We start from the raw sequence: 23,931 nt of genomic DNA, 5'->3' as shown, positions 1-23,931 counted from the left end.
AGCGGCCTGCTGCGCCGCTCATCCGCAAAAGCCTCTCATTTGCTTCAATTACTGGAGTATCAGGAACAACCCGAACATCTTCCGGTCGAAGGGCCGATACCCATTGAGGAAGGTCGGAATGAAGATATCCGATGGTTTTGACGCACGTCGCTTGCGGCCCAAGGGCCCGAGCAACTGGCGATTTCGTATCGGCGCGGGGATCGCGGCCCTGCTGGCGACGCTCGGCGTGCTACTGGCGATGGCTGGCGCCGCAAGCCTACTCGGTCGCCCGCCCGCACTGGGCGAGCTGAACGCCACACCGCTGGGTTCGGCGGTCATCCTGGCAATCGGACTGCTGGTACTGCTGTTGGGCATCTGGCTCTGGCGGCGCTGCCGCCGTCGCGCCCGCCAATCCCTGGAGCTGGCCATGGCTCCGCATCTGATGAAAAAACACGACTGATCCGCCATCCGACGTTTTGTCGCGCCCTAATCCCCGGGAGTTGGGTAAACTGGCCGGCCTTCGCGGAGGCTGACATGCAAGACGACGACTTTTCCCTGTTCAAAAGTGCGATCCAGGGCGTAAAACCAATCAAACACGATCGCGCCGAAACGGGCAAACCCAAGGCCGATCGCGCACAAATCGCCAAGCTGCGCCAGGCCGCAACCGTGCGCACCGACGCGACAACCGTGGATGGCTTGTCCGATCAGTTCGTCATCGACGTCGGCCCCGAAGATGAATTGATGTGGGCGCGCGACGGCGTTCAGGAAAGCCAGATGCGCAAGCTGAAGGTAGGCCAGATCCCCTTCGAAGGCAGCCTCGACCTGCACGGCATGACCGTCGAAAAAGCCCGGGAGACCCTCTGGGCCTTCCTGGCCGAAGCCACCAGATTCGAAATCCGCTGCGTACGCGTCACCCACGGCAAAGCCGTGCGGCTGGACGGCAAGCGCCCCATGATCAAGAGCCACGTCAACACCTGGCTGCGCCAGCACCCACAAGTGCTCGGCTTCACCTCCTGCCAGGCGAAGCACGGCGGCGCCGGTGCGGTCTACGTGATGCTCAAGCGCACCATGATGGAAGGCCGCGACGAGTAACCGCTCGATTGCCGAGCTTGCAGCGCCGTGTCCGCCACCGTACCCTTGCCCTTTGCGTAAAATCCCACAGGTAGTTTCATGTCTCTGGAACAGAATTACACCGCGATTCTCGGCCAATTGGGCGAGGACGTTTCCCGCGAGGGCCTGCTCGACACGCCCAAGCGCGCTGCCAAGGCCATGCAGTACCTTTGCCGCGGTTATGAACAGACCCTGGAAGAAGTCACCAACGGTGCCTTGTTCAGCTCCGACAACAGCGAGATGGTGCTGGTCAAGGACATCGAGTTGTACTCGCTGTGCGAACACCATTTGCTTCCGTTTATCGGCAAGGCCCATGTGGCCTACATCCCGAGCGGCAAGGTATTGGGCCTGTCGAAGGTCGCGCGCATCGTCGATATGTACGCCCGTCGCCTGCAGATCCAGGAAAACCTCAGTCGCCAGATCGCCGATGCGGTCCAGCAGGTGACCGGTGCCCTGGGCGTGGCGGTGGTGATCGAGGCCAAGCACATGTGCATGATGATGCGCGGTGTGGAAAAGCAGAACTCGTCGATGATCACTTCAGTGATGCTGGGCGAATTCCGCGAAAATGCGGCGACCCGCATGGAATTCCTAAGCCTGATCAAATAAAAACGTCGCTCGAAGAAAACCGGCATTGATCGCCGGTTTTTTTTCGCCTGCGAAAAATCAGGTAAGCTGCGCGCCCTCTTCTTCCCTGCCGTGAGGCTATAACGTGATCGTCAAAGCGCTTCGAGTTGGCCTGGGCCAGCTCATCATCCTTATCGATTTCATCACCCGCCCCGGCAAGAAACAGCGCCCGGCCGACGCCCAGGCGCAAGTCGACCAGGCCGCTCGCAGCCTGACCCTGTATCAATTTCATGCCTGCCCCTTCTGCGTGAAGACTCGCAGGACCCTGCGTCGCCTGAACGTACCGGTGGCCTTGCGCGATGCCAAGAACAACGAGCAGGATCGCCAGACGCTGCTGGAACAGGGCGGCAGGATCAAGGTGCCGTGCCTGCGCATTGAAGAAAATGGCGAGACCACCTGGATGTATGAATCCAAGGTGATCATTGATTATCTGGATAAGCGGTTTTCGGCGGTCTGATTGTTTTGTAGTGAGCTTCAAGGCCTCATCGCGAGCAAGCTCGCTCTCACAGAAGGCTGGTGCTGATTACAAATCTGCAATCATGCACGGTCCCCTGTGGGAACGAGCTTGCTCGCGATGGGGTCGGCCCATCCACTGGATATCTCAGGCTGCCCTGGCCGCCAACGCCCCCCGTACCACCCCCGCCAACCGCTTCAACCCTTCATCCAGTCGCGCCGGATCGATGTGGCTGAAGTTCAAGCGCAAGTGGCCAGGATGCTTGTCTGGCTCAGGGAAAAACGGTTCCCCTGGCATGAACGCCACGTCAGCCGCCAGCGCTGCGGCGAGCAAGGTGCGGGTGTCCAGCGGTTGCTTGAGCGTCAGCCAGAAAAATAGCCCACCCTGGGGCGTGTTCCAATCGGCGATGTCGGCAAAATGCCTTTGCAATGCAGCCTCGAAGCGGTCGCGCCGATCCCGATAGAAATCTCTCAACTCCTGCATATGGCGGCGATATTGCTCGGTGCCAATCCACTGCAGCGCCTGCCATTGGCCGATGCGATTGGTGTGCAGGTCCGCCGACTGCTTGAGCCGCAGCAGGTGCGGGAACAGGTCCGGACTGGCGATCAGGTAACCCACGCGCAGCCCCGGCAGCAGGGTTTTCGACACGGTGCCGGTGTAGATCCAGCTGGCCGTTTTCAAGCGACTGGCGATTGGCGTGGCGCTGCCACCGTCGAAGGTCAGTTCGCGATAGGGTTCGTCTTCGACCAGGGTCACGCCGAATTCATCCAGCAGCGCCGCCACGGCATCGCGCTTGGCCTCGCTGTAGCGTACCGCCGATGGATTCTGGAACGTCGGGATCAGGTAGATGAACGCCGGGCGATGCCGCTCCAGGCGCGCCCGCAGTTGTTCCAGGTCCGGGCCATCCGCCTCAAGGGGGACGGTGATGCAGTCGGCGCCGAACAGTTGGAAGATCTGCAAGGCCGCCAGGTAGGTAGGTGCCTCGAGCATCACCTCGGTGCCGACGTCGATGTACAACTTCGCCGTCAGGTCGAGGGTTTGCTGGGAACCGCTGACCACCAAAACCTGGCTCGCCTCACAAGCCAGCCCTAACGACCGCGCCTGCGCCGCCAACGCTTCGCGCAGGGCCGGCTCACCTTCGCTCATGCCGTATTGCCCCATGGACAACGGCATCGCCGCCCACTCCACTTTTGGCAACATGGCTTCGGCCGGCAGGCCACCGGCGAACGACATCACTTCCGGGCGCTGCGCCGCGGCGAGGATTTCGCGGATAAGAGAACTTTTGAGGCGCGAGACACGTTCGGAAAAAGCCATGGGGTCACCTGTAGCGAAGCGTTGGAAATATAAGTCAAACTGCTTGACTGAAATTACCCCGCTCTTTCTGGAAACGTCAATATGCTTGACCTTAAAAACCCCACCTCCCAGCAAATGGCCATGGAAGCATTCTTCTTTGGTTACCAGGCTTTCACCGCCAAGGCCGATGAAATGCTCGAACGCCGGGGCTTGAGCCGAGTGCATCAGCGCATCGTCTTTTTCATCGCCCGTTACCCATCCTTGAGCGTCAAGGAGTTGCTGGCGCTGCTGGGCGTGACCAAACAGGCATTGAACATGCCATTGCGGCAATTGATGGAAATGCATCTGGTCAACAGCGTCGCGTCCGAGGCCGACAAGCGCAAACGATTGTTGGAGCTGACCGCCGAGGGCCAGCGATTCGAACAGGCGCTGCGCCGCGAACAAGTGAAATTGCTGGAGCGGGTGTTTGCCGAGGCCGGGGAAGCGGCGGTGGATGGCTGGCTGGCGGTGAACCTGGCCTTGGGTAAATCTGGCGAGTGAAAGCGTCTGGTCCAACGCTATCGCGAGCAAACTCGCTCCCACAGCGTTCAGCGGTGATCACAAATCTCGCATTCATCACAGCCCACTGTGTGAGCGAGCTCACTCGCGATAGCGTCCGCAGAAGGGATATATCCCTATCGCTCGAAATTTCGTCAACAAAACAGAAAACATTATTTGCTTTATTTGTATACAAAAGCATAATTCGCTTCGTGCGAGTTCCTGACCAACAAGTCAACTACTACGCCAGCCTTACCTGCCTCAATGCCTCGCCGCCACCCTCAGGGGGCGTGCGGTGCCGGAAATAACAATAAAACTCTTGAGGAGTACTCGCTGTGGAAAGCCGCAAACCCGAAGCCCAGACCTTGGATCTTTCGCCGCCATCACGCAGTGGCTGGCTGGAGCGCATCTTCAAACTCAGCTTGCATGGCACCACGGTGAAGACCGAGTTGATTGCCGGTGTGACGACTTTCATCACCATGGCCTACATCATTTTCGTCAACCCCAACATCATGGCCGACGCGGGCATCGATCATGGCGCCGCGTTCGTCGCCACCTGCATTGCCGCCGCCCTGGGTTGCCTGCTGATGGGCCTCTACGCGAACTGGCCGGTGGGCCTCGCGCCGGGCATGGGATTAAACGCCTTTTTCACTTACACCGTGGTCGGCACCATGGGCTACAACTGGGAAACCGCCTTGGGCGCGGTGTTTATTTCCGGCGTGCTGTTCATGTTCCTGACCTTGTCACGGGTGCGTGAATGGCTGCTCAACAGTATCCCGGTGAGCCTGCGCTACGCGATGGGCGCGGGGGTCGGGCTGTTTCTCGGGCTGATCGGCCTGAAAACCGCCGGCATCATCGTCGACAGCCCCGCCACGCTGATCAAGCTGGGCTCGCTGCATGAACCGGGACCGCTGCTGGCTGCCGTATGCTTCCTGATGATTGCCGTGCTGAGCTACCACCGCGTGTTCGGCGCGATCCTCATCAGCATCATCGCCGTGACCCTGGCCGGTTGGGGCCTGGGGCTGGTGCAATACAACGGCGTGATGTCCACGCCGCCCAGCCTGGCACCGACCTGGATGGCCATGGACGTGGCCGGTGTATTCAACGTCAGCATGATCAGCGTGGTGCTGGCTTTCCTGTTCGTACATATGTTCGATACCGCCGGGACGCTGATGGGCGTGGCCCAGCGCGCCGGCCTGGTGAAACCGGATGGCAAGATCGAAAACCTGTCCAAGGCGTTGAAGGCGGACAGCGCCTCCAGCGTGTTCGGCGCCATGGTCGGCGTGCCGCCCGTGACCAGCTACGTGGAAAGCGCCGCCGGAGTCGCGGCCGGTGGCCGCACGGGCCTTACCGCAGTCACGGTCGGTGTGCTGTTCATCGCCGCCATGTTCTTCGCGCCGCTGGCCGGGATGATCCCTGCTTATGCGACAGCCGGCGCCCTGATCTATGTCGCCATGCTGATGATGGGTGGCATGGCCCATATCGAATGGGACGAAGCGACCGACAGCATTCCAGCGATCGTCACCGCCATCATGATGCCTCTGACGTTCTCGGTCGCCGATGGCATCGCGCTCGGCTTCATCACTTACGTCGTGCTCAAGGCTGGCACCGGTAAACACAAGGAAATATCCGTCAGTCTCTGGGTGCTTTGTGCGATCTTTATCGCCAAGTTCATCTTCTTGTAAGCGGCACGAGCCTTACCCGCCTCACCCTGTCGGGTGGGGCTTTTGTACGTCAGGAGCAAAGCAATGAATCTGGAAACCTGGTTGTTGTTCAGTGGTGCCGCGTTGGTGGTAATCCTTATCCCCGGCCCGTTATCGTTACTGATGATCAGCAACAGCCTGAACTACGGCTTGCGCCGATCCTACCCGGCTTTCCTTGGTGGAGTGGTGGCATCGATCTGCTTGTTGAGTGCGTCGGCGCTGGGGCTCGGTGCCCTGTTGCTGGCGTCGGAGCAGTTGTTCAGCGCCTTGAAAATCGTCGGCGCGCTGTACCTGTTCTACCTCGCCTGGCAGAGCTGGCAGCAATCGCGCCAGCCTTCCCAGGGTGCCGAGGTACCGCAAGCCGCCCCCATTCCGCGTTTCCGCGCGCTGTTCGGCCGTGCGTTCGTACTCGGCGCGAGCAACCCGAAGGACATCCTTTTCTTCGCGGCATTCCTGCCGCAATTCCTGAGTGCCGAGCAGCCGTTCTTGCCGCAACTGCTGGTGATGATCGCCACTTGGACCGTGCTCGACCTGCTCTGCAAGCTGGCGTATGGCCTCGGTGCCCATGGCGCTGCCCGCTATCTGCGCACGGGCAAGGGCCAGAGCTGGTTCAACCGGGTCAGCGCCGGGTTGTTCAGCGGGGCCGGGGCGGCCTCCTTGCTGAGCCGCTGAGAAAAAAATCTTCGCGAGCAGGCTCGCTCCCACAGTTGAAACGCATTCGATTGTGGAAGCGAGCTTGCTCGCGATAAGGCCCTCGCCTATTTGATAGGCGAAAAAAAGCCCGCAGTGTGAGCGGGCTAAAAACCAAAGAAGCTCTATGCGCAGTCGCTTCCAGGGCAAGGCAGCTGCTTGGGGGCTCAGCTGCCTCGATAGGTTGAATAGGCGTAGGGCGAAATCAGCAACGGCACATGGTAATGCTCCTGCTCTTGCGAAATGCCAAAGCGCAGCACCACCACATCCAGGAAGGCCGGCTCGGACAGTTGCACGCCACGGGCGCGGTAGTAATCGCCGGCGTGGAATTGGATCTGGTAGACCCCGCTGCGGTAGTCGTCTCCTTGCAGCAGTGGTGCGTCACAACGGCCATCGCTGTTGGTCACTGCACTGGCAACCCGTTGCAGTTCTGAACCTTCGACGCGATACAGTTCGATCTTGATCGCGCTGCCTGGACAGCCGTGTGCGGCATCTAAAACGTGTGTAGTCAGACGTCCCATCGATTGTGCGTGCCCGGATGCGGAACAGCCAGGCACGGCGCCTCCTGAATCAGTTGAAAGACAAGCCGCACCATTTCGAAGCACGAAAGATCACGGCAGTGAGCGAATTAAGACACTTTAAAGCTGAATTGTACACAATAAAAAACAGATATCTGCTTCACTTCGCCAACCACGGCAATCGTCATTTGTTTTTACCCCAACCCCAGGCATATAAGGGCTTATGCAACATTAGCTGACTGGGTAGGCAAGTTTCTTGCAGCACCGATACGGCAACGTTGGCGGTAAAAAATGCAAAAAACAGGCTTACAAGTCGAAGACAAAGTTGTATACAATCAGTCCATCGTCGTGACGCCAGCCCGATATCCATCGCCAGGGCGCCACCTACATGGTTCGAACAAGAAGGAAGACTGCAGTGAGCGCTGACTACCCACGCGACCTGATCGGTTACGGCAGTAACCCTCCCCATCCCCAATGGCCGGGCAATGCCCGCATCGCCCTCTCCTTCGTACTCAACTATGAGGAAGGTGGCGAGCGCAACGTGTTGCATGGCGACAAGGAGTCCGAAGCGTTCCTTTCGGAGATGGTCGCGGCGCAACCGCTGCAGGGCGAGCGCAACATGAGCATGGAGTCGCTGTACGAGTATGGCAGCCGCGCAGGGGTCTGGCGGATCCTCAAGCTGTTCAAGGAGTTCGATATACCACTGACCATCTTCGCCGTGGCCATGGCTGCCCAGCGTCATCCGGACGTGATTCGCGCGATGGTCGCCGCCGGCCACGAAATCTGCAGCCATGGCTATCGCTGGATCGATTACCAATATATGGACGAGGCCCAGGAACGCGAGCACATGCTCGAAGCGATCCGCATCCTCACCGAAATCACTGGCGAGCGTCCGCTGGGCTGGTACACCGGCCGCACCGGCCCGAACACCCGCCGGCTAGTGATGGAAGAAGGCGGCTTCCTCTACGACAGCGACACCTACGACGACGACCTGCCCTACTGGGAGCCAAACAACCCCACCGGCAAGGCGCACCTGGTCATCCCTTACACCCTGGACACCAATGACATGCGCTTCACCCAAGTGCAGGGTTTCAACAAGGGCGACGATTTCTTCCAGTACCTCAAGGACGCTTTCGACGTGTTGTATGCCGAAGGCGCCGAAGCGCCGAAGATGCTTTCCATCGGCCTGCATTGCCGCCTGATCGGCCGCCCCGCGCGCCTGGCCTCCCTCAAGCGTTTCCTCGAATACGTCAAGGGTCATGAGCAGGTGTGGTTCAGTCGCCGCGTCGACATCGCTCGCCATTGGCAGCAGACCCATCCGTATCAGGGAGCGTCCAAATGACCGCTTTCCAAACCCTCAAGCCTTCCACCTTGAGCCGCGAAGCGTTCGTCAAAGCCTTCGCTGACATTTACGAACATTCGCCATGGGTGGCCGAAAAGGCCTTCGACCTGGGCCAGGACCCTTCGATCGACGAGATCGAAACCCTGCACCAGCGCATGAGCGACATCCTGTTGAGTGCCGATCACGCCAGCCAACTGGCCCTGATCAACGCTCACCCGGACCTGGCCGGCAAAGCCGCCGTCCAGGGACAACTGACCGAAGCCAGCACCAACGAACAGGCTGGCGCCGGTATCCACCAATGCACGGCCGAAGAGTTCCAGCGCTTCACCGAGCTGAACGAGGCCTATAAAGCCAAGTTCAAGTTTCCCTTCATCATGGCGGTAAAAGGCAGCAACCGGCACCAGATCCTCGCCGCGTTCGAGACGCGCATCCACCACTCGGCAGACGCCGAATTCAAATGCGCGCTGGCAGAGATCAACAAGATCGCGTTGTTCCGATTACTGACCCTTTAGCGAGCGGCTCCTGAAGACAGGTCCTGCAAGCATCCCCAGCCAACTTATCAAAGGCAGACAAGAAGAATGAAAGCTTACGCCGTACCGTTCGAAAAGTTCGTCAACCTGGCCGACGCCCGTCTGGGCACCAAGATCATCTCGGTCACCGACGACTGGTTCGCCGACGCCAACCGCCTGTTCCAGCCGACCCCGGCCGTGTGGAAGGAGGGCGTGTTCGATGACAACGGCAAGTGGATGGATGGCTGGGAGTCGCGCCGCAAGCGCTTCGAAGGCTACGACAGCGCGGTGATCCGCCTGGGCGTGCCGGGCTCGATCAAGGGCGTGGACATCGACACTTCATTCTTCACCGGCAACTACCCGCCATCGGCTTCCCTGGAAGCCTGCTTCCTGGCCGAAGGCGAGCCGGACGAAAACACCCAATGGACTGAAGTGCTGTCGGCCGTCGAGCTGCAAGGCAACAGCCACCACTACCACGAAATCAGCAACGAGCAAGCATTCAGCCATCTGCGCTTCAACATTTATCCGGATGGCGGCGTGGCTCGCCTGCGGGTCTATGGTGTTCCGTATCGCGACTGGTCCGCCGTGGGCGACAACGAACAGATCGACCTGGCCGCCGCCCTCAATGGCGGGCGCGCCCTGGCCTGCTCCGACGAGCACTTCGGCCGCATGAGCAACATTCTCAACCCGGGCCGCGGCATTAACATGGGCGATGGCTGGGAAACCGCCCGTCGTCGCACGCCTGGCAATGACTGGGTAATCGTCGCCCTGGGCCATGCCGGTATCGTTGAACAAGTCGTCGTCGACACCCTGCACTTCAAGGGCAATTACCCGGACAGCTGCTCGATCCAGGGCGCATTCGTCAAAGGTGGCACCGACAGCCAGATCGAAACCCAATCGCTGTTCTGGCGCGAGCTGCTGCCGAGCCAGAAGCTGGAAATGCACGCCGAACACACCTTCGCCGAACAGATCAAGGCGCTGGGGCCAATCACCCATATCCGCCTGAACGTGTTCCCGGATGGTGGCGTGAGTCGCCTGCGGGTGCTTGGCAAGGTCGCTAAATAGCGGTGAAGCCAATCGCGAGCAGGGCTCGCTCCCACAGGGTAGGCGGTCAAATGTGGGAGCGAGCCTGCTCGCGATAGCAATAGAACAGACAACAATGAATTCAAGGTAAAGAAGACCAGCATGCGCACTCTCAAGATCGAACCATTGACCAAAGAAGCCTTCGCCCCGTTCGGTGACGTGATCGAAACCGACGGCAGCGATCACTTCATGATCAACAACGGTTCGACCATGCGCTTTCATCGCCTGGCGACGGTAGAAACCGCCACGCCGGACGACAAGGCGATCATCAGCATCTTCCGCGCCGACGCGCTGGAGATGCCACTGACCGTGCGCATGCTGGAGCGCCATCCGCTGGGCAGCCAGGCCTTCATTCCGCTGCTCGGCAACCCCTTTCTGATCGTGGTCGCGCCACTTGGCGATGCACCTGTATCAGGCTTGGTCCGCGCCTTCGTCACCAACGGCAGGCAGGGCATCAATTACCATCGCGGCGTCTGGCACCACCCGGTGCTGACGATCGAAAAGCGGGATGACTTCCTGGTGGTTGATCGCAGTGGCACAGGCAACAACTGCGATGAGCATTTTTTCAAAGAGGATGAGTTTTTGATCCTCGCCCCCCACCAATAAGAGAAGGTCCGATCACGCGAAAACAAGCGTGACGGGCGAGAGGTAAAGACTGTGGAAGCACATATGCTGGAATGGCTGAACCTGAGCATTCGCTGGGTTCATATGATCACTGGCGTAGCCTGGATCGGCGCGTCGTTCTACTTCGTCTGGCTGGAAAACAACCTCAATCGCGTCAACCCCAAGAGCGGCCTGGCCGGCGACTTGTGGGCCATCCACGGTGGCGGTATCTATCACCTGGAAAAATACAAACTCGCACCACCGGCCATGCCGGACAACCTGCACTGGTTCAAGTGGGAAGCCTACTTCACCTGGATGTCGGGCATCGCACTGTTGTGCGTGGTGTTCTATTGGAACCCGACCGTCTACCTGCTGGCCCCCGGCAGCAGCCTGAGCGGCCCTGAAGGCGTCGCCCTGGGCCTCGGCTCGTTGTTGGTCGGCTGGTTCATCTATTCCTTTCTCTGCGATTCGGCCCTGGGCAAGCGCCCCGCCCTGCTCGGCCTGATTCTGTTCGTGCTGTTGATCGCCGCGGCCTATGGCTTCAGCAAGGTGTTCAGCGGTCGCGGCGCCTACCTGCATGTCGGTGCCGTCATCGGTACGATCATGGTCGGCAACGTGTTCCGCATCATCATGCCGGCCCAGCGTGCGCTGGTGGCGGCTATCGCCGAGAACCGCACCCCCGACCCGGCGCTGCCGGCCAAAGGCCTGTTGCGTTCGCGCCACAACAACTACTTCACCCTGCCGGTGCTGTTCATCATGATCAGCAACCACTTCCCAAGCACCTACGGCAGCCAATACAACTGGCTGATCCTGGCGGGTATCGCAGTGGCGGCGGTGTTGGTGCGGCATTACTTCAACACGCGTCATGACAGCAATCGGTTTGCCTGGACGTTGCCGGTGGGCGCCTTGGCGATGATCTGCCTGGCTTATGTCACAGGTCCCAAGCCGATGCCTGGCGCGCCGGAAGTCGCGAAGGTTCCCGGCGTGATCGAGTATCAGCCACTGCCGGAGACGGCGGTGGGCGGCGGCGCCAAACCCGCAGTACCAGCGCAGGCGCCCGCGCCTGCCCAGGCTGCCAATGCCCAGGGCCCGTCATTCGATAAAGTCCACAGCGTGATCCAGGAACGCTGCTCGGTCTGCCATTCGGCCAAGCCCACCAGCCCGCTGTTCAGCGCGGCGCCGGGCGGGGTGATGTTCGATACGCCACAGCAGATCCAGCAGGAAGCCGCGCGCATCCAGGCCCAGGCCGTGACCACCCAGATCATGCCACTGGGCAATATCACCCAGATGACCCAGCAGGAGCGCGATTTGATTGGCGCCTGGATCACCCAAGGTGCACGGACCAACTAGTCCACCCGAGCAAGCCTCGATCCACAGCAATACCGCTGACGGGCAGACCGGCACACGCCGGTCGCCCGTCAGCGGCCGCCTGCGCCTCAACAATAACAACAAGAGGAAAGCACCCCATGCACACTTTCCACACTCACGCCCCGCATCCGTTGCCCATGCGCTGTCGCAACGCACTTGAGCCCCTCCATGCAAGCCCGTATCCTGCGCGGCCGTTCGAATCCGGACGTCTCCAAATAACAATCGGATCCTGACCGACGCCGCTGTTTTCAGCTCTTGTCACAAACAAAAAGCTGACCGAACGGATGTTTATCCGTAGAAAAAGCGCCACACCAGAGCGCTGACGACAAGAAACGCGATACCACTTACCTTTGGGAGCAAACCGAATGAAACGCACGTGCACCAACCTGATCGTTGCGGGATCTTTGTTGGCAGGGGGACAGGCCGTGGCAGGCGACCTGCTCCAATGGCAGAGCAACAGCCTGAGCTACCTGTATGGCAAGGATTTCCAGATCAACCCACGCATCCAGCAGACCGTGACGTTCGAGCATGCCGATGCGTGGAAATACGGCGACAACTTTTTCTTCCTCGACCGGATCTTCTACAACGGCCAGGACGACAGCCAGTCCGGCCCGAATACCTATTACGGCGAGTTCAGCCCACGCTTGTCGTTCGGCAAGATTTTTGACCAGAAGCTCGAACTGGGTCCGATCAAGGACGTGCTGCTGGCGATGACCTATGAGTTTGGCGAAGGCGACAACGAGTCTTACCTGATCGGCCCGGGTTTCGACCTGGCCATTCCCGGTTTCGATTATTTCCAGCTCAATTTCTACAACCGCCAGACCGAAGGCTCGCGTGCCGGCGACAACGTCTGGCAGATCACACCGGCCTGGGCCTACACCGTGCCCGTGGGGTCGTCCGATATCCTGATCGATGGTTTCATCGACTGGGTCGTGGACAACGACACCAACTCAAAGGGCACCTACCACGCCAACCTGCACATCGTCCCGCAGATCAAATATGACTTGGGCAAGGCCTTGAAACTGGGCGCCAAGCAACTGTATGTCGGTGTGGAATACGACTACTGGAAAAACAAATACGCGATCGAAGACAGCGGTAGTTTCAAGACCAACCAGAGCAATACCAGTTTCTTGCTGAAGTACCATTTCTGATCGACCAAGGCTCGCTGCCACAGTGATTCCCGGAGCGGAAACCCGCTCAGCATCCACAGGGAATTCCTTGTGGGAGCGAGCCTGCTCGCGATGGCGTCAGACCCGCTACTCCTGAGCCAAGCCCAGGAACCGGCTCAACGCCTCACGCTGCGCCAACGCATCCTGGCGCCCCAGCTCGATCAGCTCGCCGCAGTACCCCGCCTCGAACAGCAGATAGCTCAACACCCCAGCCCCGCTGGTCTTGGTCGCGCCCGGCCCGCGCAGGAACACCCGCAACGCGCGGGGCAGTTCCTGGCGATGACGGGCGGCGATCTCGTCGATCGGTTGGCTTGGCGAAATCACCAACACCTCCACCGGTGCCGCACCGAGGGTATGGGCAGGCACGCCCTCGGGCAGGAGGTGACTGAACTGGTTGAGGCGCCCAAGCAACTCGATGTCGCTTTCCAGGCTGTCGATGAACGTGCTGTTGAGCATGTGTCCGCCGATCTGCGCCAGGGTGGGTTGCTGGCCGGTGTAGCTGCGCTCCTGGGGCGTTTGCCCACCCGCGCCGCGGGGGTTGCCACTGACGCCGATGACCAACACACGATTGGCTCCCAGGTGCAGGGCTGGACTGATCGGCGCCGATTGGCGCACCGCGCCGTCGCCGAAGTACTGGGGGCCGATCTTGACCGGTGCGAACAGCAAGGGGATCGCGGAACTGGCCAGCAGATGCTCCACCGACAACTGCGTCGGGACACCGATGCGCCGGTGCCGCAACCAGGCATCTATAGTGCCGCGACCTTGATAGAACGTCACCGCCTGTCCGGACTCGTAGCCGAACGCGGTCACCGCCACCGCTCGCAGCTGGTGCTCGGCGATCGCCTGCTCGATACCCGACGCATGGAATTGTGCCCGGAGCAATTCGCGCAACGGTGAACTGTCGACCAGCGCCACCGGCAACTTGGCCCCCAGGCCCAACAGGCTGTGCGTTATGAAACGCGTCGCCTGGACGAGCACGCCACGCCAATCGCTGCGCATCACCTGGTGGCTGCGCACCGCTTGCCAGAACGCCGTCAGCCGCTCGATGGCGCTTTTGAAATCCATCGCACCGCTTGCCAGGCTGACCGCGTTGATCGCGCCAGCCGACGTGCCGACGATCACCGGGAACGGGTTGTCTGCGCCGTCTGGCAATAACTCGGCGATGGCCGCCAATACGCCCACCTGATATGCCGCTCGAGCCCCGCCGCCGGAAAGAATCAAACCTGTTACCGGTTCAGCTGGGGTCATCGCGATGCTCCGTGCTCAGTCAATTAGGCTACATTTCAACCGCGTTTTTCGTACAACTTCGGCTCACCCGGCGGACGGGTCTTGAAGCGCCGATGGGCCCAGAGATATTGCCCGGGGCATTGGCTGACCGATTTTTCTACCCACTGGTTGATGCGAATGCAATCGGCTTCCTCGGTCTGACCCGGAAAATCCTCCAGCGGCGCCTGGATCACCAGACGATAGCCGCTGCCATCAGCCAGGCGCTCCTGGACGAACGGCACGACCAGTGCCTTGCCCAAGCGCGCAAATTTGCTGGTGGCGGTGACCGTCGCCGCCTGGATGCCGAACAATGGCACGAATACACTTTGCTTGGCGCCGTAGTCCTGGTCCGGTGCATACCAGATCGCCCGGCCCGCGCGCAGCAACTTGAGCATGCCGCGCACATCATCGCGTTCCACCGCGAGGGAATCGAGGTTGTGCCGTTCGCGACCGCGGCGCTGGATATAGTCGAACAACGGGTTCTTGTGCTCGCGGTACATGCCATCGATGGTGTGCTGTTGGCCCAACAACGCCGCGCCGATTTCCAGCGTGGTGAAATGCAGCGCCATCAGGATCACACCCCGGCCCTCGCGCTGGGCCTGCTTGAGATGCTCCAGCCCTTCGACATGGGCCAGCTTCGCCAGGCGCGAACGCGACCACCACCAGCTCATGGCCATTTCGAAGAACGCGATGCCGGTGGAGGCGAAGTTTTCCTTGAGCAAGCGCTTGCGCTCAGCGGCGGACTTCTCGGGAAAACACAGTTCCAGGTTGCGACTGGCGATGCGCCGCCGGTCGCCGGCCACCCGGTACATCAGCGCGCCCAGCGCCCGGCCGATCCGCAGCAGCAACGGATACGGCAACTGAACGATCAGCCACAACAGCCCCAGGCCGCACCACAGCAGCCAGAAACGCGGATGAAAAAATGCAGCTCGAAGACGCGGGCGATCCATTACAGCTTCCACAAAGACTTGGGCCGCGCATTCTACATTGTTCGACCCGGGTTGCGGCTGACGGGCGATCTCGTTATAAGTCTCGGCACTTTTAGTGACAAGTCGTTGTACGCCGACCATGAGCCAAACCGAACCGCTAGACCAAGATCCCGTGTTCCAGCTGAAGGGCAGCATGCTCGCCATTACGGTGCTGGAACTGGCCCGTAACGACCTGGAAGGTCTTGACCGGCAGTTGGCGGCGAAAGTCGCCCAGGCCCCGAATTTTTTCAGCAATGCCCCCCTGGTACTGGCACTGGACAAGCTGCCTGCCGGCGAAGGTTCAGTGGACTTGCCTGGCCTGATGCGCGTCTGCCGCCAACACGGCCTGCGCACGCTGGCGATCCGCGCCAGCCGCATCGAAGACATCGCCGCCGCCATCGCCATTGACATCCCGGTGCTACCGCCTTCCGGTGCTCGTGAGCGGGTGCTGGAACTGAGCCCGGCCGAACCGAAGAAACCCGAGAAACCAGCAGAGCCCACCGTCAAGCCAACCCGTGTGATCACCACGCCGGTACGCGGCGGACAGCAGATTTATGCCCAGGGTGGCGATCTGGTCGTCGTGTCCTCGGTCAGTCCGGGCGCGGAACTTCTGGCCGATGGCAACATCCATGTATACGGCCCGATGCGCGGCCGTGCGCTGGCCGGTGTCAAGGGCGACACCAAGGCAAGGATCTTCTGTCAGCAGTTGAGCGCCGAACTGGTCTCCATCGCCGGGCATTACAAGGTTTCCGAGGATTTGCGTCGCGACCCGTTGTGGGGGGCTGGCGTCCAGGTCAGCCTGTCGGGCGACGTGTTGAACATCATTCGGCTTTAACGGATACTGCCGCATTTTCCAAGCATCTCTAAAACGTAGCGAAAACAGCTTAACGACGTAGGAAAAAGGATCAGGCAGTGTTTACCAGAAGTAGACCCGGCCCAATGTCCTATTCCAGCCAAGCCTGTGCAGTTGCAGCAGTTTTCCAGAGATGTTTTTCAGGGGCTGACAAAGTCCTTTTTCCTTAGGGGTGAAACACCTTGGCCAAGATTCTCGTGGTTACATCCGGCAAGGGTGGTGTGGGTAAGACCACCACCAGCGCCGCTATCGGTACCGGCCTCGCCTTGCGCGGCCACAAAACAGTCATCGTCGACTTCGACGTCGGCCTGCGTAACCTCGACCTGATCATGGGTTGCGAGCGTCGCGTGGTCTATGACTTCGTCAACGTGGTCAATGGCGAAGCGAACCTGCAACAAGCCCTGATCAAGGACAAGCGCCTTGAGAACCTGTACGTGCTGGCCGCCAGCCAGACCCGCGACAAAGACGCGCTGACCCAGGAAGGCGTGGAAAAGGTGCTGATGCAGCTCAAGGAAGACTTCGAATTCGTGGTCTGCGACTCCCCGGCCGGTATCGAAAAAGGTGCCCACCTGGCCATGTACTTCGCTGACGAAGCGATCGTCGTGACCAACCCGGAAGTGTCGTCGGTGCGTGACTCCGACCGCATGCTGGGCCTTCTGGCGAGCAAGTCCCGTCGCGCCGAGCAGGGCGAAGAGCCGATCAAGGAACACTTGCTTCTGACCCGCTACAACCCTCAGCGCGTCAGCGACGGCGAAATGCTCGGCGTCGAGGACGTCAAGGAAATCCTGGCGGTCACCCTGCTGGGCGTGATTCCAGAATCCCAAGCGGTACTCAAGGCCTCGAACTCCGGCGTGCCGGTCATTCTTGACGACCAGAGCGACGCTGGCCAGGCGTACAGCGATGCAGTCGATCGTCTACTGGGCAAAACCGTCGAACATCGATTCCTCGACGTCACGAAGAAAGGTTTCTTCGAGCGCCTGTTTGGAGGTAGGTAATGAACCTTTTTGACTTCTTTCGTGCCAACAAAAAGCCAAGTACCGCCTCGGTCGCGAAAGAGCGTCTACAGATCATCGTGGCGCACGAACGCGGCCAGCGCAGCACCCCTGATTACCTGCCGGCCTTGCAGAAGGAACTGGTGGAAGTGATCCGCAAGTACGTCAACATCGGCAACGATGACGTGCATGTGGCGCTCGAAAGCCAGGGCAGCTGCTCGATTCTGGAACTCAATATCACCCTGCCGGATCGCTGATCGACCCTGCGGGAGCCACGGCGGCTCGGGCCCTCTCCTCTCCCCCTGGGATTGGAGAAGGGCCCGAGCCGCCGTTGCCGTTTGTTACGAGACTGTTTAATGCCCCTGTCCAACATCCGCATCCTCCACCAGGACGCCGCCGTACTCGTGGTCGACAAGCCGACCCTGCTCCTGTCCGTGCCTGGCCGGGCGGACGACAATAAAGATTGCCTGATCACTCGCCTGCAGGAAAACGGCTATCCGGAAGCGCGAATCGTGCACCGGCTCGACTGGGAAACCTCCGGCATCATCCTGCTAGCCCGCGATCCGGATACCCATCGCGAACTGTCCCGCCAGTTTCATGACCGCGAAACCGAAAAAGCCTACACCGCGTTGTGCTGGGGCCAGCCCGAGCTGGACAGTGGCAGCATCGATCTGCCCTTGCGCTACGACCCACCGACCAAGCCCCGTCACGTCGTGGACCATGAGCACGGCAAGCATGCCCTGACGTTCTGGCGTGTACTCGAACGTTGCGGCGACTGGTGTCGGGTCGAACTGACGCCTATCACCGGACGCTCACATCAGTTGCGCGTGCACATGCTGTCCATCGGTCATCCGTTGCTGGGCGACGGACTCTATGCCCATCCGCAGGCATTGGCGGCCTGGCCGCGCCTGTGCCTGCACGCCAGCATGCTCAGCTTTACCCATCCGCAAAGCGGCGAGCGCTTGCGTTTCGAGTGCCCGGCACCGTTCTGAACAAGGGATCAAACGAAGTCGAGCCTTCTGGCGATACGCGCCAGAGGCCTCGACCGGGACACCGTGTGTAGGAAAAGTCTTCACATTCAATGGAATATGCTTAAGATGGTGGCATTTAGCCAAGGCCAGGACGCCCGTGCCAGATTCTCCACCGCTTCAGCAGGACTACCGTTATACCTTCCGCTTCTTGAATACGGATTTACATCTACGGGACGAACCTTGTCATCGCACCGAGCAAGCGCTGCGCCAGCTCATCATCAATCGCCGCAAGCGCGCGGTGACCAGGGCGACGGCAATCATTGCGGGCAGCAAACAGGCTTTGTTTGCCAAGGTCCAGCGCCTGGGCAGTTGGCGAAGCAAAGTACGCGTCACATTGGGCACCCCCCAGCGCAACGGGCGCTTTGACTGGCCACTGGAAGAGCTGCAGAACACGCTGCTGGCCCAGCATCGCGGCGTCCGGATGCCGACGCTCCAGGGGTTTGGCTACACCAGGAGTGGATTAGGCCTGGCCCAGGATTACTTCCTGATCACCGAGTTGCTGGAGGATTACACCGACGGCGCAAAATGGCTGGCGGAACATCCCGGACAAATTGAAACATTCACCCACAAAGCCTTCGAACTGCTGGATTCCCTGACAAGCAGGAACATAAGCCACATGGATTTCTGGGCTGGCAATCTCATGCACCCGGCTGATCCACAACGTCCGCTGATGGCGATCGATTTCGAGAACTGTTTTTCCCGGCCGACGCCGTTTCACAGCGAAACACTCGGCTTCCAGCTCGGGTTCCTGTACCACCGTGAAATCTACCGGTACATCACCGAAGCACGGTACGACAGCCTGGTCGAGGAATACCTCGATCGCAAGCCAACGGTCTCGATGGAAAACTTCAACAAGGTGTATCAGGTCAGCAAGCACTGCCACCTGGGCCGCAAGGAGCGCCGAGAAGTGTTCCTGCAAGGCCGGCTCCTGCTTGACTGAGCCATTCGGGGCGCGGCATTGGCCCTGCTATGTCGCTGCCCGATGGGGTAAACTTGCGCCCATTGCTGTCTGGAGTTATTTATGCGCGCAGAGTTGAACCAGGGCCTGATCGACTTCCTCAAGGCCTCCCCCACCCCGTTCCATGCTACCGCCAGCCTTGCCCAGCGCCTGGAGGCGGCGGGTTACCAGCGTCTCGATGAGCGCGAAACCTGGGCCACCGAGGCCAACGGCCGCTATTACGTCACGCGCAACGATTCCTCGATCATCGCTTTCAAACTGGGCCGCAACTCTGCGCTACACGACGGCATCCGCCTGGTCGGCGCCCACACCGACAGCCCTTGCCTGCGGGTCAAGCCCCAGCCGGAACTGCAACGCCAGGGATTCTGGCAACTGGGCGTGGAAGTGTACGGCGGCGCACTGCTGGCGCCGTGGTTCGACCGCGACTTGTCGCTGGCCGGCCGCGTGACCTTCCGCCGTGACGGCAAGGTCGAGAGTCAGCTGATCGATTTCAAGGCGCCGATCGCCACGATTCCAAACCTGGCCATTCATCTCAACCGTGAAGCCAACCAAGGCTGGGCGATCAATCCGCAGAACGAGCTGCCGCCGATCCTCGCCCAGTTTGCTGGCGACGAACGCGTCGACTTCCGCGCCGTGCTCACTGACCAGTTGGCCCGGGAACACGGCTTGAACGCCGACGTGGTGCTCGATTACGAGCTGAGCTTCTATGACACCCAAAGCGCAGCGGTCATCGGTTTGCATGGTGATTTCATCACCGGCGCGCGACTGGACAACCTGCTCTCCTGCTATGCCGGCCTGCAAGCCTTGCTGACCGCCGACACCGAAGAAACCTGCGTGCTGGTGTGCAACGACCACGAAGAGGTCGGTTCTACTTCGGCGTGTGGCGCGGACGGCCCGATGCTCGAACAGACCCTGCGCCGTCTGCTGCCCGACGGTGAAGATTTCGTACGCACCATTCAGAAATCCCTGCTGGTCTCCGCAGACAACGCCCACGGCGTACACCCCAACTATGCCGACAAGCACGACGCCAATCATGGCCCCAAGCTCAACGCCGGCCCGGTGATCAAGGTCAACACCAACCAGCGCTACGCCACCAACAGCGAAACCGCCGGCTTCTTCCGCCACCTGTGCATGGCCGAAGAAGTACCGGTGCAGAGTTTCGTGGTGCGCAGCGACATGGGTTGCGGCTCGACCATCGGCCCGATCACCGCCAGTCAACTGGGTGTGCGCACCGTGGACATTGGCCTGCCGACCTTTGCCATGCATTCGATCCGCGAACTGTGCGGTAGCCAAGACCTGGCGCACCTGGTGAAAGTGCTGAGCGCGTTCTACGCTTCTCGCGAGTTGCCATAAAGCCTTCGTGGCGAGGGAGCTTGCTCCCGCTGGGTGGCGCAGCCACCCCAAACCGGTTTTGCCAGTGCTGCGCACTGGAGCGGGAGCAAGCTCCCTCGCCACAAGGGTATCCAGCGAAAAGGTCTGGATAACTCATGACACACCTCACCACACCCCAAGCAAACCCGAACTAGACTGACCTTATCCCTCCCGACAAGGCCGTCGCAATGATCTCCATGTCCTCGTTCAACGCCATGCTCGTGCCCATCATCGCCGGCATGATCCTGCTGGCCATTGGCTTCAACTTCCGAGACAAAAATGTCGGGGTGTTCGCCATGTGGATCGGCATGTTGCTGATCCTTATCACAGTGCTGTTCAGGATTATGGCGAAGCTCAACGAGTCCTCCTGAATACGCCTCAGGCGGGTTGTTCCGGCACGTCCACGCCAACGTGGATCGCGTCGTGCCGCCAGAATTCCAAGTCACAATCGATCAGCCGTTGGTGCTGGTCATAGTTGACCCGAGCAATCCGCAGCCCGGGGCTGCCGACCGACACTTTCAGCGCCGCCGCGGCCTCGGGTTGCAGCGAGGTAGGCACGATGTCGAATTTCACCCGTCCGTAATGCAAGTCGTAATGGCGGGCGTACAGCTCGGTCATGGACTGGTTGAGATCGAACGCGAGAATGTCCGGAAAGTACGACGGGTTCAGATAATGCTCCACATAAAGCACCAGTCTTTCATCGATACGCCGGGTGCGACAGATCTGGATGACGCTGGACAGCGCCGGCAGTTGAAGCCAGGCGCAGATTGCCGCCGAGGCGGGTTGCAAGCGGGCCGATATGACTTCGGTGCGCGGCACCCGGCCTTGAGCGGCAACCATCGCGTGGAAATGGCTGCGCTGCATCAGGTTGTAGGCCAGCCGCGGTGGCGAAACGAACCAGCCCCGACGTTCCTCGCGGTAAATCTGCCCTTGGGCTTCCAACTGCAACAATGCCTCGCGCACGGTAATCCGAGTGGTGCCGAACAGTTCGCTGAGTTTGCGCTCGGCTGGCAATTTGTTGCCGGCCGCCAGCAAGCCGTGGTCGATCTGCTCTTGCAGGACTTGTCCGATGGATGTCACCGCTTTGGTTGCCTCAACGCGCATCAACGTTACCTATCTGGACTAGACCAGCACTGTTTCGGGGCGGGATCTTTGCCGCTTCGATCCGTATCGCATGCCTGCAAGCCTAGGCGCTGAGCATGACTGAGAGATGACACAACCGCTGAACGGTCTATTTGCTGGCTTGCAATTAAACGGCCAAGTCCTTGCAGATCAGTTGTTTACTCATGGTCTACGCTTATGACGCAGCGACCCTCCGTGAGCCCGACGATTGCTGGCGCGCTTGCAGTCGACATCAAAATGTCATGGGAGACACCTACATTGGCTCAGGTATTGCTGACCTAGACCAACACAACCGCAATCGCAGCGTTGAAAACGCCCATAGGAGCTTCGGATGAAACAGCTTTTCCTGGCATCAATGTTAGGCTCGACCATCGCCATGTGCACAGCCGCCATGGCCGCTGATACCGATCTGAAAACACTGGAAGCCGCTGCGAAAGCGGAAGGCGCCGTAAACAGCGTCGGCATGCCCGATGACTGGGCGAACTGGAAAGGCACCTGGGACGACCTGGCCAAGCTCTATGGCTTGAAGCACATCGACACCGACATGAGCTCCGCCCAGGAAATCGCCAAATTCGCGGCCGAGAAAGACAACGCCAGCGCCGACATCGGCGACGTCGGTGCCGCTTTCGGCCCGATTGCGGTCAAGCAGGGCGTGGTCCAGCCCTACAAGCCAAGCACCTGGGAACAGGTGCCGGACTGGGCCAAGGATAAGGACGGCAACTGGGCCCTGGCCTACACCGGCACCATCGCCTTCATCGTCAACAAGAAGCTGCTGCATGGCTCCGACGTCCCGACCAAATGGGCCGACCTGAAAACCGGTAAATACAAAGTCTCGATTGGTGACGTGAGCACCGCTGCCCAGGCGGCGAACGGTGTGCTGGCCGCGGCCCTGGCAAACGGTGGCGACGAGAAGAACATCAAGCCCGCGCTGTTGATGTTCGCCGAGATTGCCAAGCAAGGGCGCCTGTCCATGGCCAACCCGACCATTGCCACGATGGAAAAAGGTGAAGTCGAAGTCGGCGTGGTCTGGGATTTCAACGGCCTGAGCTACAAGGCCAAGATGGCCAACCCGGATGACTACGTCGTGTTGATCCCGTCCGACGGCTCGGTGATCTCCGGCTACACCACCATCATCAACAAATACGCCAAGCACCCGAACGCCGCCAAGCTGACCCGCGAATACATCTTCAGCGACGCCGGCCAGATCAACCTTGCCAAGGGTAACGCCCGCCCGATTCGCGCCGAGCACCTGAAACTGCCGGAAGAGGTCCAGGCAAAGCTGCTGCCGAACGAGCAGTACAAAGGCGTGACCCCGATCAAGGATGCGGATGCGTGGGAGAAGACCTCCAAGGCACTGCCGCAGCAGTGGAATGAAGAAGTCATCGTCGAGATGAAGTGAGGCGCTAGCTTCCACTCCCGGATCACCGCTGATCCATTGTGGGAGCGAGCTTGCTCGCGATGAGGGAGTATCAGTCGACATGAATATTGGCTGACACACCGCAATCGCGAGCAGGCTCGCTCCCACATTGGACGCTTGGTGAACCCGGTTTTTTGGTTCTTGCCCGGAGTCCCGGTCCCCATGAAGCACAACGTCATCCTGGTGGTGCTCGACGGTCTCAACTACGAGGTCGCCCGGCATGCCATGGGACATTTGCAGGCATATGTCGGCGCAGGACGCGCGGCGCTCTACAAACTGGAATGTGAATTGCCCGCACTGTCCCGCCCGCTCTATGAATGCATACTCACCGGCGTCGTGCCTATCGACAGTGGAATCGTGCACAACAACGTCTCGCGCCTGTCGAACCAGCGCAGCATTTTCCATTACGCCACCGAGGCCGGCCTTAGCACGGCGGCCGCTGCCTACCATTGGGTCAGCGAGCTCTATAACGTTTCGCCCTTCGTTGCCGGTCGCGACCGCCATACACATAACTCCGACCTGCCGATCCAATACGGCCATTTCTACTGGAACGACCACTACCCCGATTCCCACCTGTTCGCTGATGCCGAACACCTGCGGCAGCGCTACTTGCCGAATTTTCTGTTGGTGCATCCGATGAACATCGACGACGCCGGCCACAAGCACGGCCTCGACACTGCGCAATACCGCAACAGTGCCCGCTCGGCCGACATCAACCTGGCCGTCTACCTGCAAGCCTGGCTCGACGCCGGTTACCAAGTGCTGGTGACGTCCGACCATGGCATGAACAACGATCGCTCCCACAACGGGCTGCTGGCGGAAGAACGGGAAGTGCCGCTCTTTGTCCTCGGGGATGGTTTCAGCCTGAACGCCGACGCGGCTCCCCTGCAAACCGAACTGTGCGGCACGATTTGCCAATTGCTTGGCATCGCCCACGACAAACCCTTTTGCCAGGAGTTGCTCAAGTGAAC

The 23,931-nt window shown here is 60.2% G+C and carries 27 protein-coding genes; 22 read left to right on the top strand and 5 right to left on the bottom strand.

The genetic code is table 11. The features are described 5' to 3' along the window. Positions 1-118 precede the first annotated feature (118 nt). The 4 genes from J3Q04_RS07230 (at position 119) to J3Q04_RS07215 (ending at position 2,170) form a co-directional block, all read left to right on the top strand. Complete coding sequence (locus tag J3Q04_RS07230) at positions 119-439, top strand: hypothetical protein (protein ID WP_420766966.1); 321 nt, start codon at positions 119-121, stop codon at positions 437-439. A 74-nt stretch (positions 440-513) separates the two neighbouring features. Continuing rightward, positions 514-1,071 (top strand): Smr/MutS family protein, encoded by a 558-nt coding sequence (locus J3Q04_RS07225; protein WP_045156639.1) that lies wholly within the window; start codon positions 514-516, stop codon positions 1,069-1,071. A 78-nt stretch (positions 1,072-1,149) separates the two neighbouring features. Continuing rightward, positions 1,150-1,695 carry a GTP cyclohydrolase I FolE gene (gene folE / locus J3Q04_RS07220; RefSeq protein WP_030142335.1) on the top strand — a complete coding sequence of 182 codons (546 nt, stop codon included), beginning with the start codon at positions 1,150-1,152 and terminating at the stop codon, positions 1,693-1,695. A gap of 103 nt (positions 1,696-1,798) precedes the next feature. After that, on the top strand, positions 1,799-2,170 hold the full coding sequence (locus J3Q04_RS07215) for a glutathione S-transferase N-terminal domain-containing protein (protein WP_434560111.1): 372 nt from the start codon (positions 1,799-1,801) through the stop codon (positions 2,168-2,170). Positions 2,171-2,314: 144 nt separating this feature from the next. On the opposite strand, the gene J3Q04_RS07210 is transcribed toward J3Q04_RS07215, so the two are convergent. Beyond that, positions 2,315-3,481: a PLP-dependent aminotransferase family protein gene (locus J3Q04_RS07210; RefSeq protein WP_434607207.1), complete on the bottom strand. Its 1,167-nt coding sequence runs from the start codon at positions 3,479-3,481 to the stop codon at positions 2,315-2,317. Positions 3,482-3,562: 81 nt separating this feature from the next. Here J3Q04_RS07210 and J3Q04_RS07205 point away from each other — a divergent pair, with 81 nt between their 5' ends. The 3 genes from J3Q04_RS07205 (at position 3,563) to J3Q04_RS07195 (ending at position 6,372) form a co-directional block, all read left to right on the top strand. Further along, positions 3,563-4,000 (top strand): MarR family winged helix-turn-helix transcriptional regulator, encoded by a 438-nt coding sequence (locus J3Q04_RS07205; protein WP_420766969.1) that lies wholly within the window; start codon positions 3,563-3,565, stop codon positions 3,998-4,000. A gap of 332 nt (positions 4,001-4,332) precedes the next feature. After that, a complete protein-coding gene (locus J3Q04_RS07200; protein ID WP_434560115.1) occupies positions 4,333-5,682 on the top strand; it encodes an NCS2 family permease in 1,350 nt (449 codons plus the stop codon). Positions 5,683-5,745: 63 nt separating this feature from the next. Beyond that, positions 5,746-6,372 (top strand): LysE family translocator, encoded by a 627-nt coding sequence (locus J3Q04_RS07195; protein ID WP_420766971.1) that lies wholly within the window; start codon positions 5,746-5,748, stop codon positions 6,370-6,372. 185 nt (positions 6,373-6,557) lie between these two features. On the opposite strand, the gene uraH is transcribed toward J3Q04_RS07195, so the two are convergent. Then, the gene (gene uraH / locus J3Q04_RS07190) at positions 6,558-6,911 is read right to left on the bottom strand and encodes a hydroxyisourate hydrolase (RefSeq protein ID WP_420766972.1); all 354 of its coding nucleotides are present in this window, start codon (positions 6,909-6,911) and stop codon (positions 6,558-6,560) included. A 412-nt stretch (positions 6,912-7,323) separates the two neighbouring features. On the opposite strand from uraH, the gene puuE reads away from it, so the two are divergent. The 6 genes from puuE to J3Q04_RS07160 all read left to right on the top strand — a co-directional run bounded on the left by puuE (position 7,324) and on the right by J3Q04_RS07160 (position 12,964). Further along, positions 7,324-8,250 (top strand): allantoinase PuuE, encoded by a 927-nt coding sequence (gene puuE / locus J3Q04_RS07185; protein ID WP_420766973.1) that lies wholly within the window; start codon positions 7,324-7,326, stop codon positions 8,248-8,250. Beyond that, a complete protein-coding gene (gene uraD / locus J3Q04_RS07180) occupies positions 8,247-8,762 on the top strand; it encodes a 2-oxo-4-hydroxy-4-carboxy-5-ureidoimidazoline decarboxylase (protein WP_420766974.1) in 516 nt (171 codons plus the stop codon). The genes puuE and uraD overlap by 4 nt, the downstream gene beginning before the upstream one ends. Positions 8,763-8,828: 66 nt before the next feature. Next, entirely contained in the window at positions 8,829-9,824 is a 996-nt protein-coding gene (gene alc / locus J3Q04_RS07175; RefSeq protein ID WP_434607213.1) for an allantoicase, read from the top strand. A 120-nt stretch (positions 9,825-9,944) separates the two neighbouring features. Further along, positions 9,945-10,448, top strand: a complete 504-nt coding sequence (locus tag J3Q04_RS07170) for an ureidoglycolate lyase (RefSeq protein WP_025214983.1) — start codon at positions 9,945-9,947, stop codon at positions 10,446-10,448. 51 nt (positions 10,449-10,499) lie between these two features. Beyond that, positions 10,500-11,795 (top strand): urate hydroxylase PuuD, encoded by a 1,296-nt coding sequence (locus J3Q04_RS07165; RefSeq protein WP_434607215.1) that lies wholly within the window; start codon positions 10,500-10,502, stop codon positions 11,793-11,795. Positions 11,796-12,178: 383 nt separating this feature from the next. After that, the gene (locus J3Q04_RS07160; RefSeq protein WP_434560121.1) at positions 12,179-12,964 is read left to right on the top strand and encodes an outer membrane protein OmpK; all 786 of its coding nucleotides are present in this window, start codon (positions 12,179-12,181) and stop codon (positions 12,962-12,964) included. Positions 12,965-13,069: 105 nt separating this feature from the next. Here the strand turns inward: J3Q04_RS07160 and J3Q04_RS07155 are convergent, their stop codons facing one another. After that, entirely contained in the window at positions 13,070-14,230 is a 1,161-nt protein-coding gene (locus J3Q04_RS07155) for a patatin-like phospholipase family protein (RefSeq protein WP_420766978.1), read from the bottom strand. Between the two features lie 35 nt (positions 14,231-14,265). Continuing rightward, a complete protein-coding gene (locus J3Q04_RS07150; RefSeq protein ID WP_434607218.1) occupies positions 14,266-15,198 on the bottom strand; it encodes a lipid A biosynthesis lauroyl acyltransferase in 933 nt (310 codons plus the stop codon). A 118-nt stretch (positions 15,199-15,316) separates the two neighbouring features. On the opposite strand from J3Q04_RS07150, the gene minC reads away from it, so the two are divergent. From minC to J3Q04_RS07115, 7 genes are all read left to right on the top strand, one after another. Beyond that, a complete protein-coding gene (gene minC / locus J3Q04_RS07145) occupies positions 15,317-16,051 on the top strand; it encodes a septum site-determining protein MinC (protein ID WP_420766980.1) in 735 nt (244 codons plus the stop codon). A gap of 200 nt (positions 16,052-16,251) precedes the next feature. Then, positions 16,252-17,064: a septum site-determining protein MinD gene (gene minD, locus J3Q04_RS07140; protein WP_025214989.1), complete on the top strand. Its 813-nt coding sequence runs from the start codon at positions 16,252-16,254 to the stop codon at positions 17,062-17,064. Beyond that, a complete protein-coding gene (gene minE, locus J3Q04_RS07135) occupies positions 17,064-17,318 on the top strand; it encodes a cell division topological specificity factor MinE (RefSeq protein ID WP_039594520.1) in 255 nt (84 codons plus the stop codon). Before minD ends, minE begins: the two co-directional genes overlap by 1 nt. A 99-nt stretch (positions 17,319-17,417) precedes the next feature. Continuing rightward, positions 17,418-18,053, top strand: a complete 636-nt coding sequence (locus tag J3Q04_RS07130; RefSeq protein ID WP_420766981.1) for an RluA family pseudouridine synthase — start codon at positions 17,418-17,420, stop codon at positions 18,051-18,053. Between the two features lie 136 nt (positions 18,054-18,189). Further along, positions 18,190-19,032 carry a lipopolysaccharide kinase InaA family protein gene (locus tag J3Q04_RS07125; protein WP_434607221.1) on the top strand — a complete coding sequence of 281 codons (843 nt, stop codon included), beginning with the start codon at positions 18,190-18,192 and terminating at the stop codon, positions 19,030-19,032. An 81-nt stretch (positions 19,033-19,113) separates the two neighbouring features. After that, positions 19,114-20,403, top strand: coding sequence for a M18 family aminopeptidase (locus J3Q04_RS07120; protein WP_420766983.1), 1,290 nt, complete (start codon positions 19,114-19,116; stop codon positions 20,401-20,403). 206 nt (positions 20,404-20,609) lie between these two features. Then, the gene (locus J3Q04_RS07115; RefSeq protein ID WP_420766984.1) at positions 20,610-20,792 is read left to right on the top strand and encodes a hypothetical protein; all 183 of its coding nucleotides are present in this window, start codon (positions 20,610-20,612) and stop codon (positions 20,790-20,792) included. 7 nt (positions 20,793-20,799) lie between these two features. On the opposite strand, the gene J3Q04_RS07110 is transcribed toward J3Q04_RS07115, so the two are convergent. Continuing rightward, positions 20,800-21,525 carry a UTRA domain-containing protein gene (locus tag J3Q04_RS07110; RefSeq protein WP_420766985.1) on the bottom strand — a complete coding sequence of 242 codons (726 nt, stop codon included), beginning with the start codon at positions 21,523-21,525 and terminating at the stop codon, positions 20,800-20,802. A gap of 349 nt (positions 21,526-21,874) precedes the next feature. Between J3Q04_RS07110 and J3Q04_RS07105 the strand changes: the two genes are divergently transcribed. Both J3Q04_RS07105 and J3Q04_RS07100 read left to right on the top strand, forming a co-directional pair. After that, the gene (locus tag J3Q04_RS07105; protein ID WP_434607223.1) at positions 21,875-22,942 is read left to right on the top strand and encodes an ABC transporter substrate-binding protein; all 1,068 of its coding nucleotides are present in this window, start codon (positions 21,875-21,877) and stop codon (positions 22,940-22,942) included. Between the two features lie 180 nt (positions 22,943-23,122). After that, on the top strand, positions 23,123-23,929 hold the full coding sequence (locus J3Q04_RS07100) for an alkaline phosphatase family protein (RefSeq protein ID WP_434607225.1): 807 nt from the start codon (positions 23,123-23,125) through the stop codon (positions 23,927-23,929). The last annotated feature ends 2 nt before the right edge of the window (positions 23,930-23,931 follow it).

The organism is Pseudomonas sp. D4-21, assembly GCF_051132125.1.
Taxonomy (GTDB): Bacteria; Pseudomonadota; Gammaproteobacteria; order Pseudomonadales; family Pseudomonadaceae; genus Aquipseudomonas.
The sequence above is the reverse complement of the archived record's forward strand: the minus strand, read 5'-3'. Positions and strand labels throughout refer to the sequence as shown.

Excerpts from the sequence above, each read along its gene's own strand:
- J3Q04_RS07230 (WP_420766966.1), top strand. The coding sequence starts at position 119 with ATGAAGATATCCGATGGTTTTGACGCACGTCGCTTGCGGCCCAAGGGC.
- J3Q04_RS07225 (WP_045156639.1), top strand. The coding sequence starts at position 514 with ATGCAAGACGACGACTTTTCCCTGTTCAAAAGTGCGATCCAGGGCGTA.
- folE (WP_030142335.1), top strand. The coding sequence starts at position 1,150 with ATGTCTCTGGAACAGAATTACACCGCGATTCTCGGCCAATTGGGCGAG.
- J3Q04_RS07210 (WP_434607207.1), bottom strand. The coding sequence starts at position 3,481 with ATGGCTTTTTCCGAACGTGTCTCGCGCCTCAAAAGTTCTCTTATCCGC.
- J3Q04_RS07205 (WP_420766969.1), top strand. The coding sequence starts at position 3,563 with ATGCTTGACCTTAAAAACCCCACCTCCCAGCAAATGGCCATGGAAGCA.
- J3Q04_RS07195 (WP_420766971.1), top strand. The coding sequence starts at position 5,746 with ATGAATCTGGAAACCTGGTTGTTGTTCAGTGGTGCCGCGTTGGTGGTA.
- uraH (WP_420766972.1), bottom strand. The coding sequence starts at position 6,911 with ATGGGACGTCTGACTACACACGTTTTAGATGCCGCACACGGCTGTCCA.
- uraD (WP_420766974.1), top strand. The coding sequence starts at position 8,247 with ATGACCGCTTTCCAAACCCTCAAGCCTTCCACCTTGAGCCGCGAAGCG.
- alc (WP_434607213.1), top strand. The coding sequence starts at position 8,829 with ATGAAAGCTTACGCCGTACCGTTCGAAAAGTTCGTCAACCTGGCCGAC.
- J3Q04_RS07170 (WP_025214983.1), top strand. The coding sequence starts at position 9,945 with ATGCGCACTCTCAAGATCGAACCATTGACCAAAGAAGCCTTCGCCCCG.
- J3Q04_RS07160 (WP_434560121.1), top strand. The coding sequence starts at position 12,179 with ATGAAACGCACGTGCACCAACCTGATCGTTGCGGGATCTTTGTTGGCA.
- J3Q04_RS07155 (WP_420766978.1), bottom strand. The coding sequence starts at position 14,230 with ATGACCCCAGCTGAACCGGTAACAGGTTTGATTCTTTCCGGCGGCGGG.
- J3Q04_RS07150 (WP_434607218.1), bottom strand. The coding sequence starts at position 15,198 with ATGGATCGCCCGCGTCTTCGAGCTGCATTTTTTCATCCGCGTTTCTGG.
- minC (WP_420766980.1), top strand. The coding sequence starts at position 15,317 with ATGAGCCAAACCGAACCGCTAGACCAAGATCCCGTGTTCCAGCTGAAG.
- minE (WP_039594520.1), top strand. The coding sequence starts at position 17,064 with ATGAACCTTTTTGACTTCTTTCGTGCCAACAAAAAGCCAAGTACCGCC.
- J3Q04_RS07130 (WP_420766981.1), top strand. The coding sequence starts at position 17,418 with ATGCCCCTGTCCAACATCCGCATCCTCCACCAGGACGCCGCCGTACTC.
- J3Q04_RS07120 (WP_420766983.1), top strand. The coding sequence starts at position 19,114 with ATGCGCGCAGAGTTGAACCAGGGCCTGATCGACTTCCTCAAGGCCTCC.
- J3Q04_RS07115 (WP_420766984.1), top strand. The coding sequence starts at position 20,610 with ATGATCTCCATGTCCTCGTTCAACGCCATGCTCGTGCCCATCATCGCC.
- J3Q04_RS07110 (WP_420766985.1), bottom strand. The coding sequence starts at position 21,525 with ATGCGCGTTGAGGCAACCAAAGCGGTGACATCCATCGGACAAGTCCTG.
- J3Q04_RS07105 (WP_434607223.1), top strand. The coding sequence starts at position 21,875 with ATGAAACAGCTTTTCCTGGCATCAATGTTAGGCTCGACCATCGCCATG.
- J3Q04_RS07100 (WP_434607225.1), top strand. The coding sequence starts at position 23,123 with ATGAAGCACAACGTCATCCTGGTGGTGCTCGACGGTCTCAACTACGAG.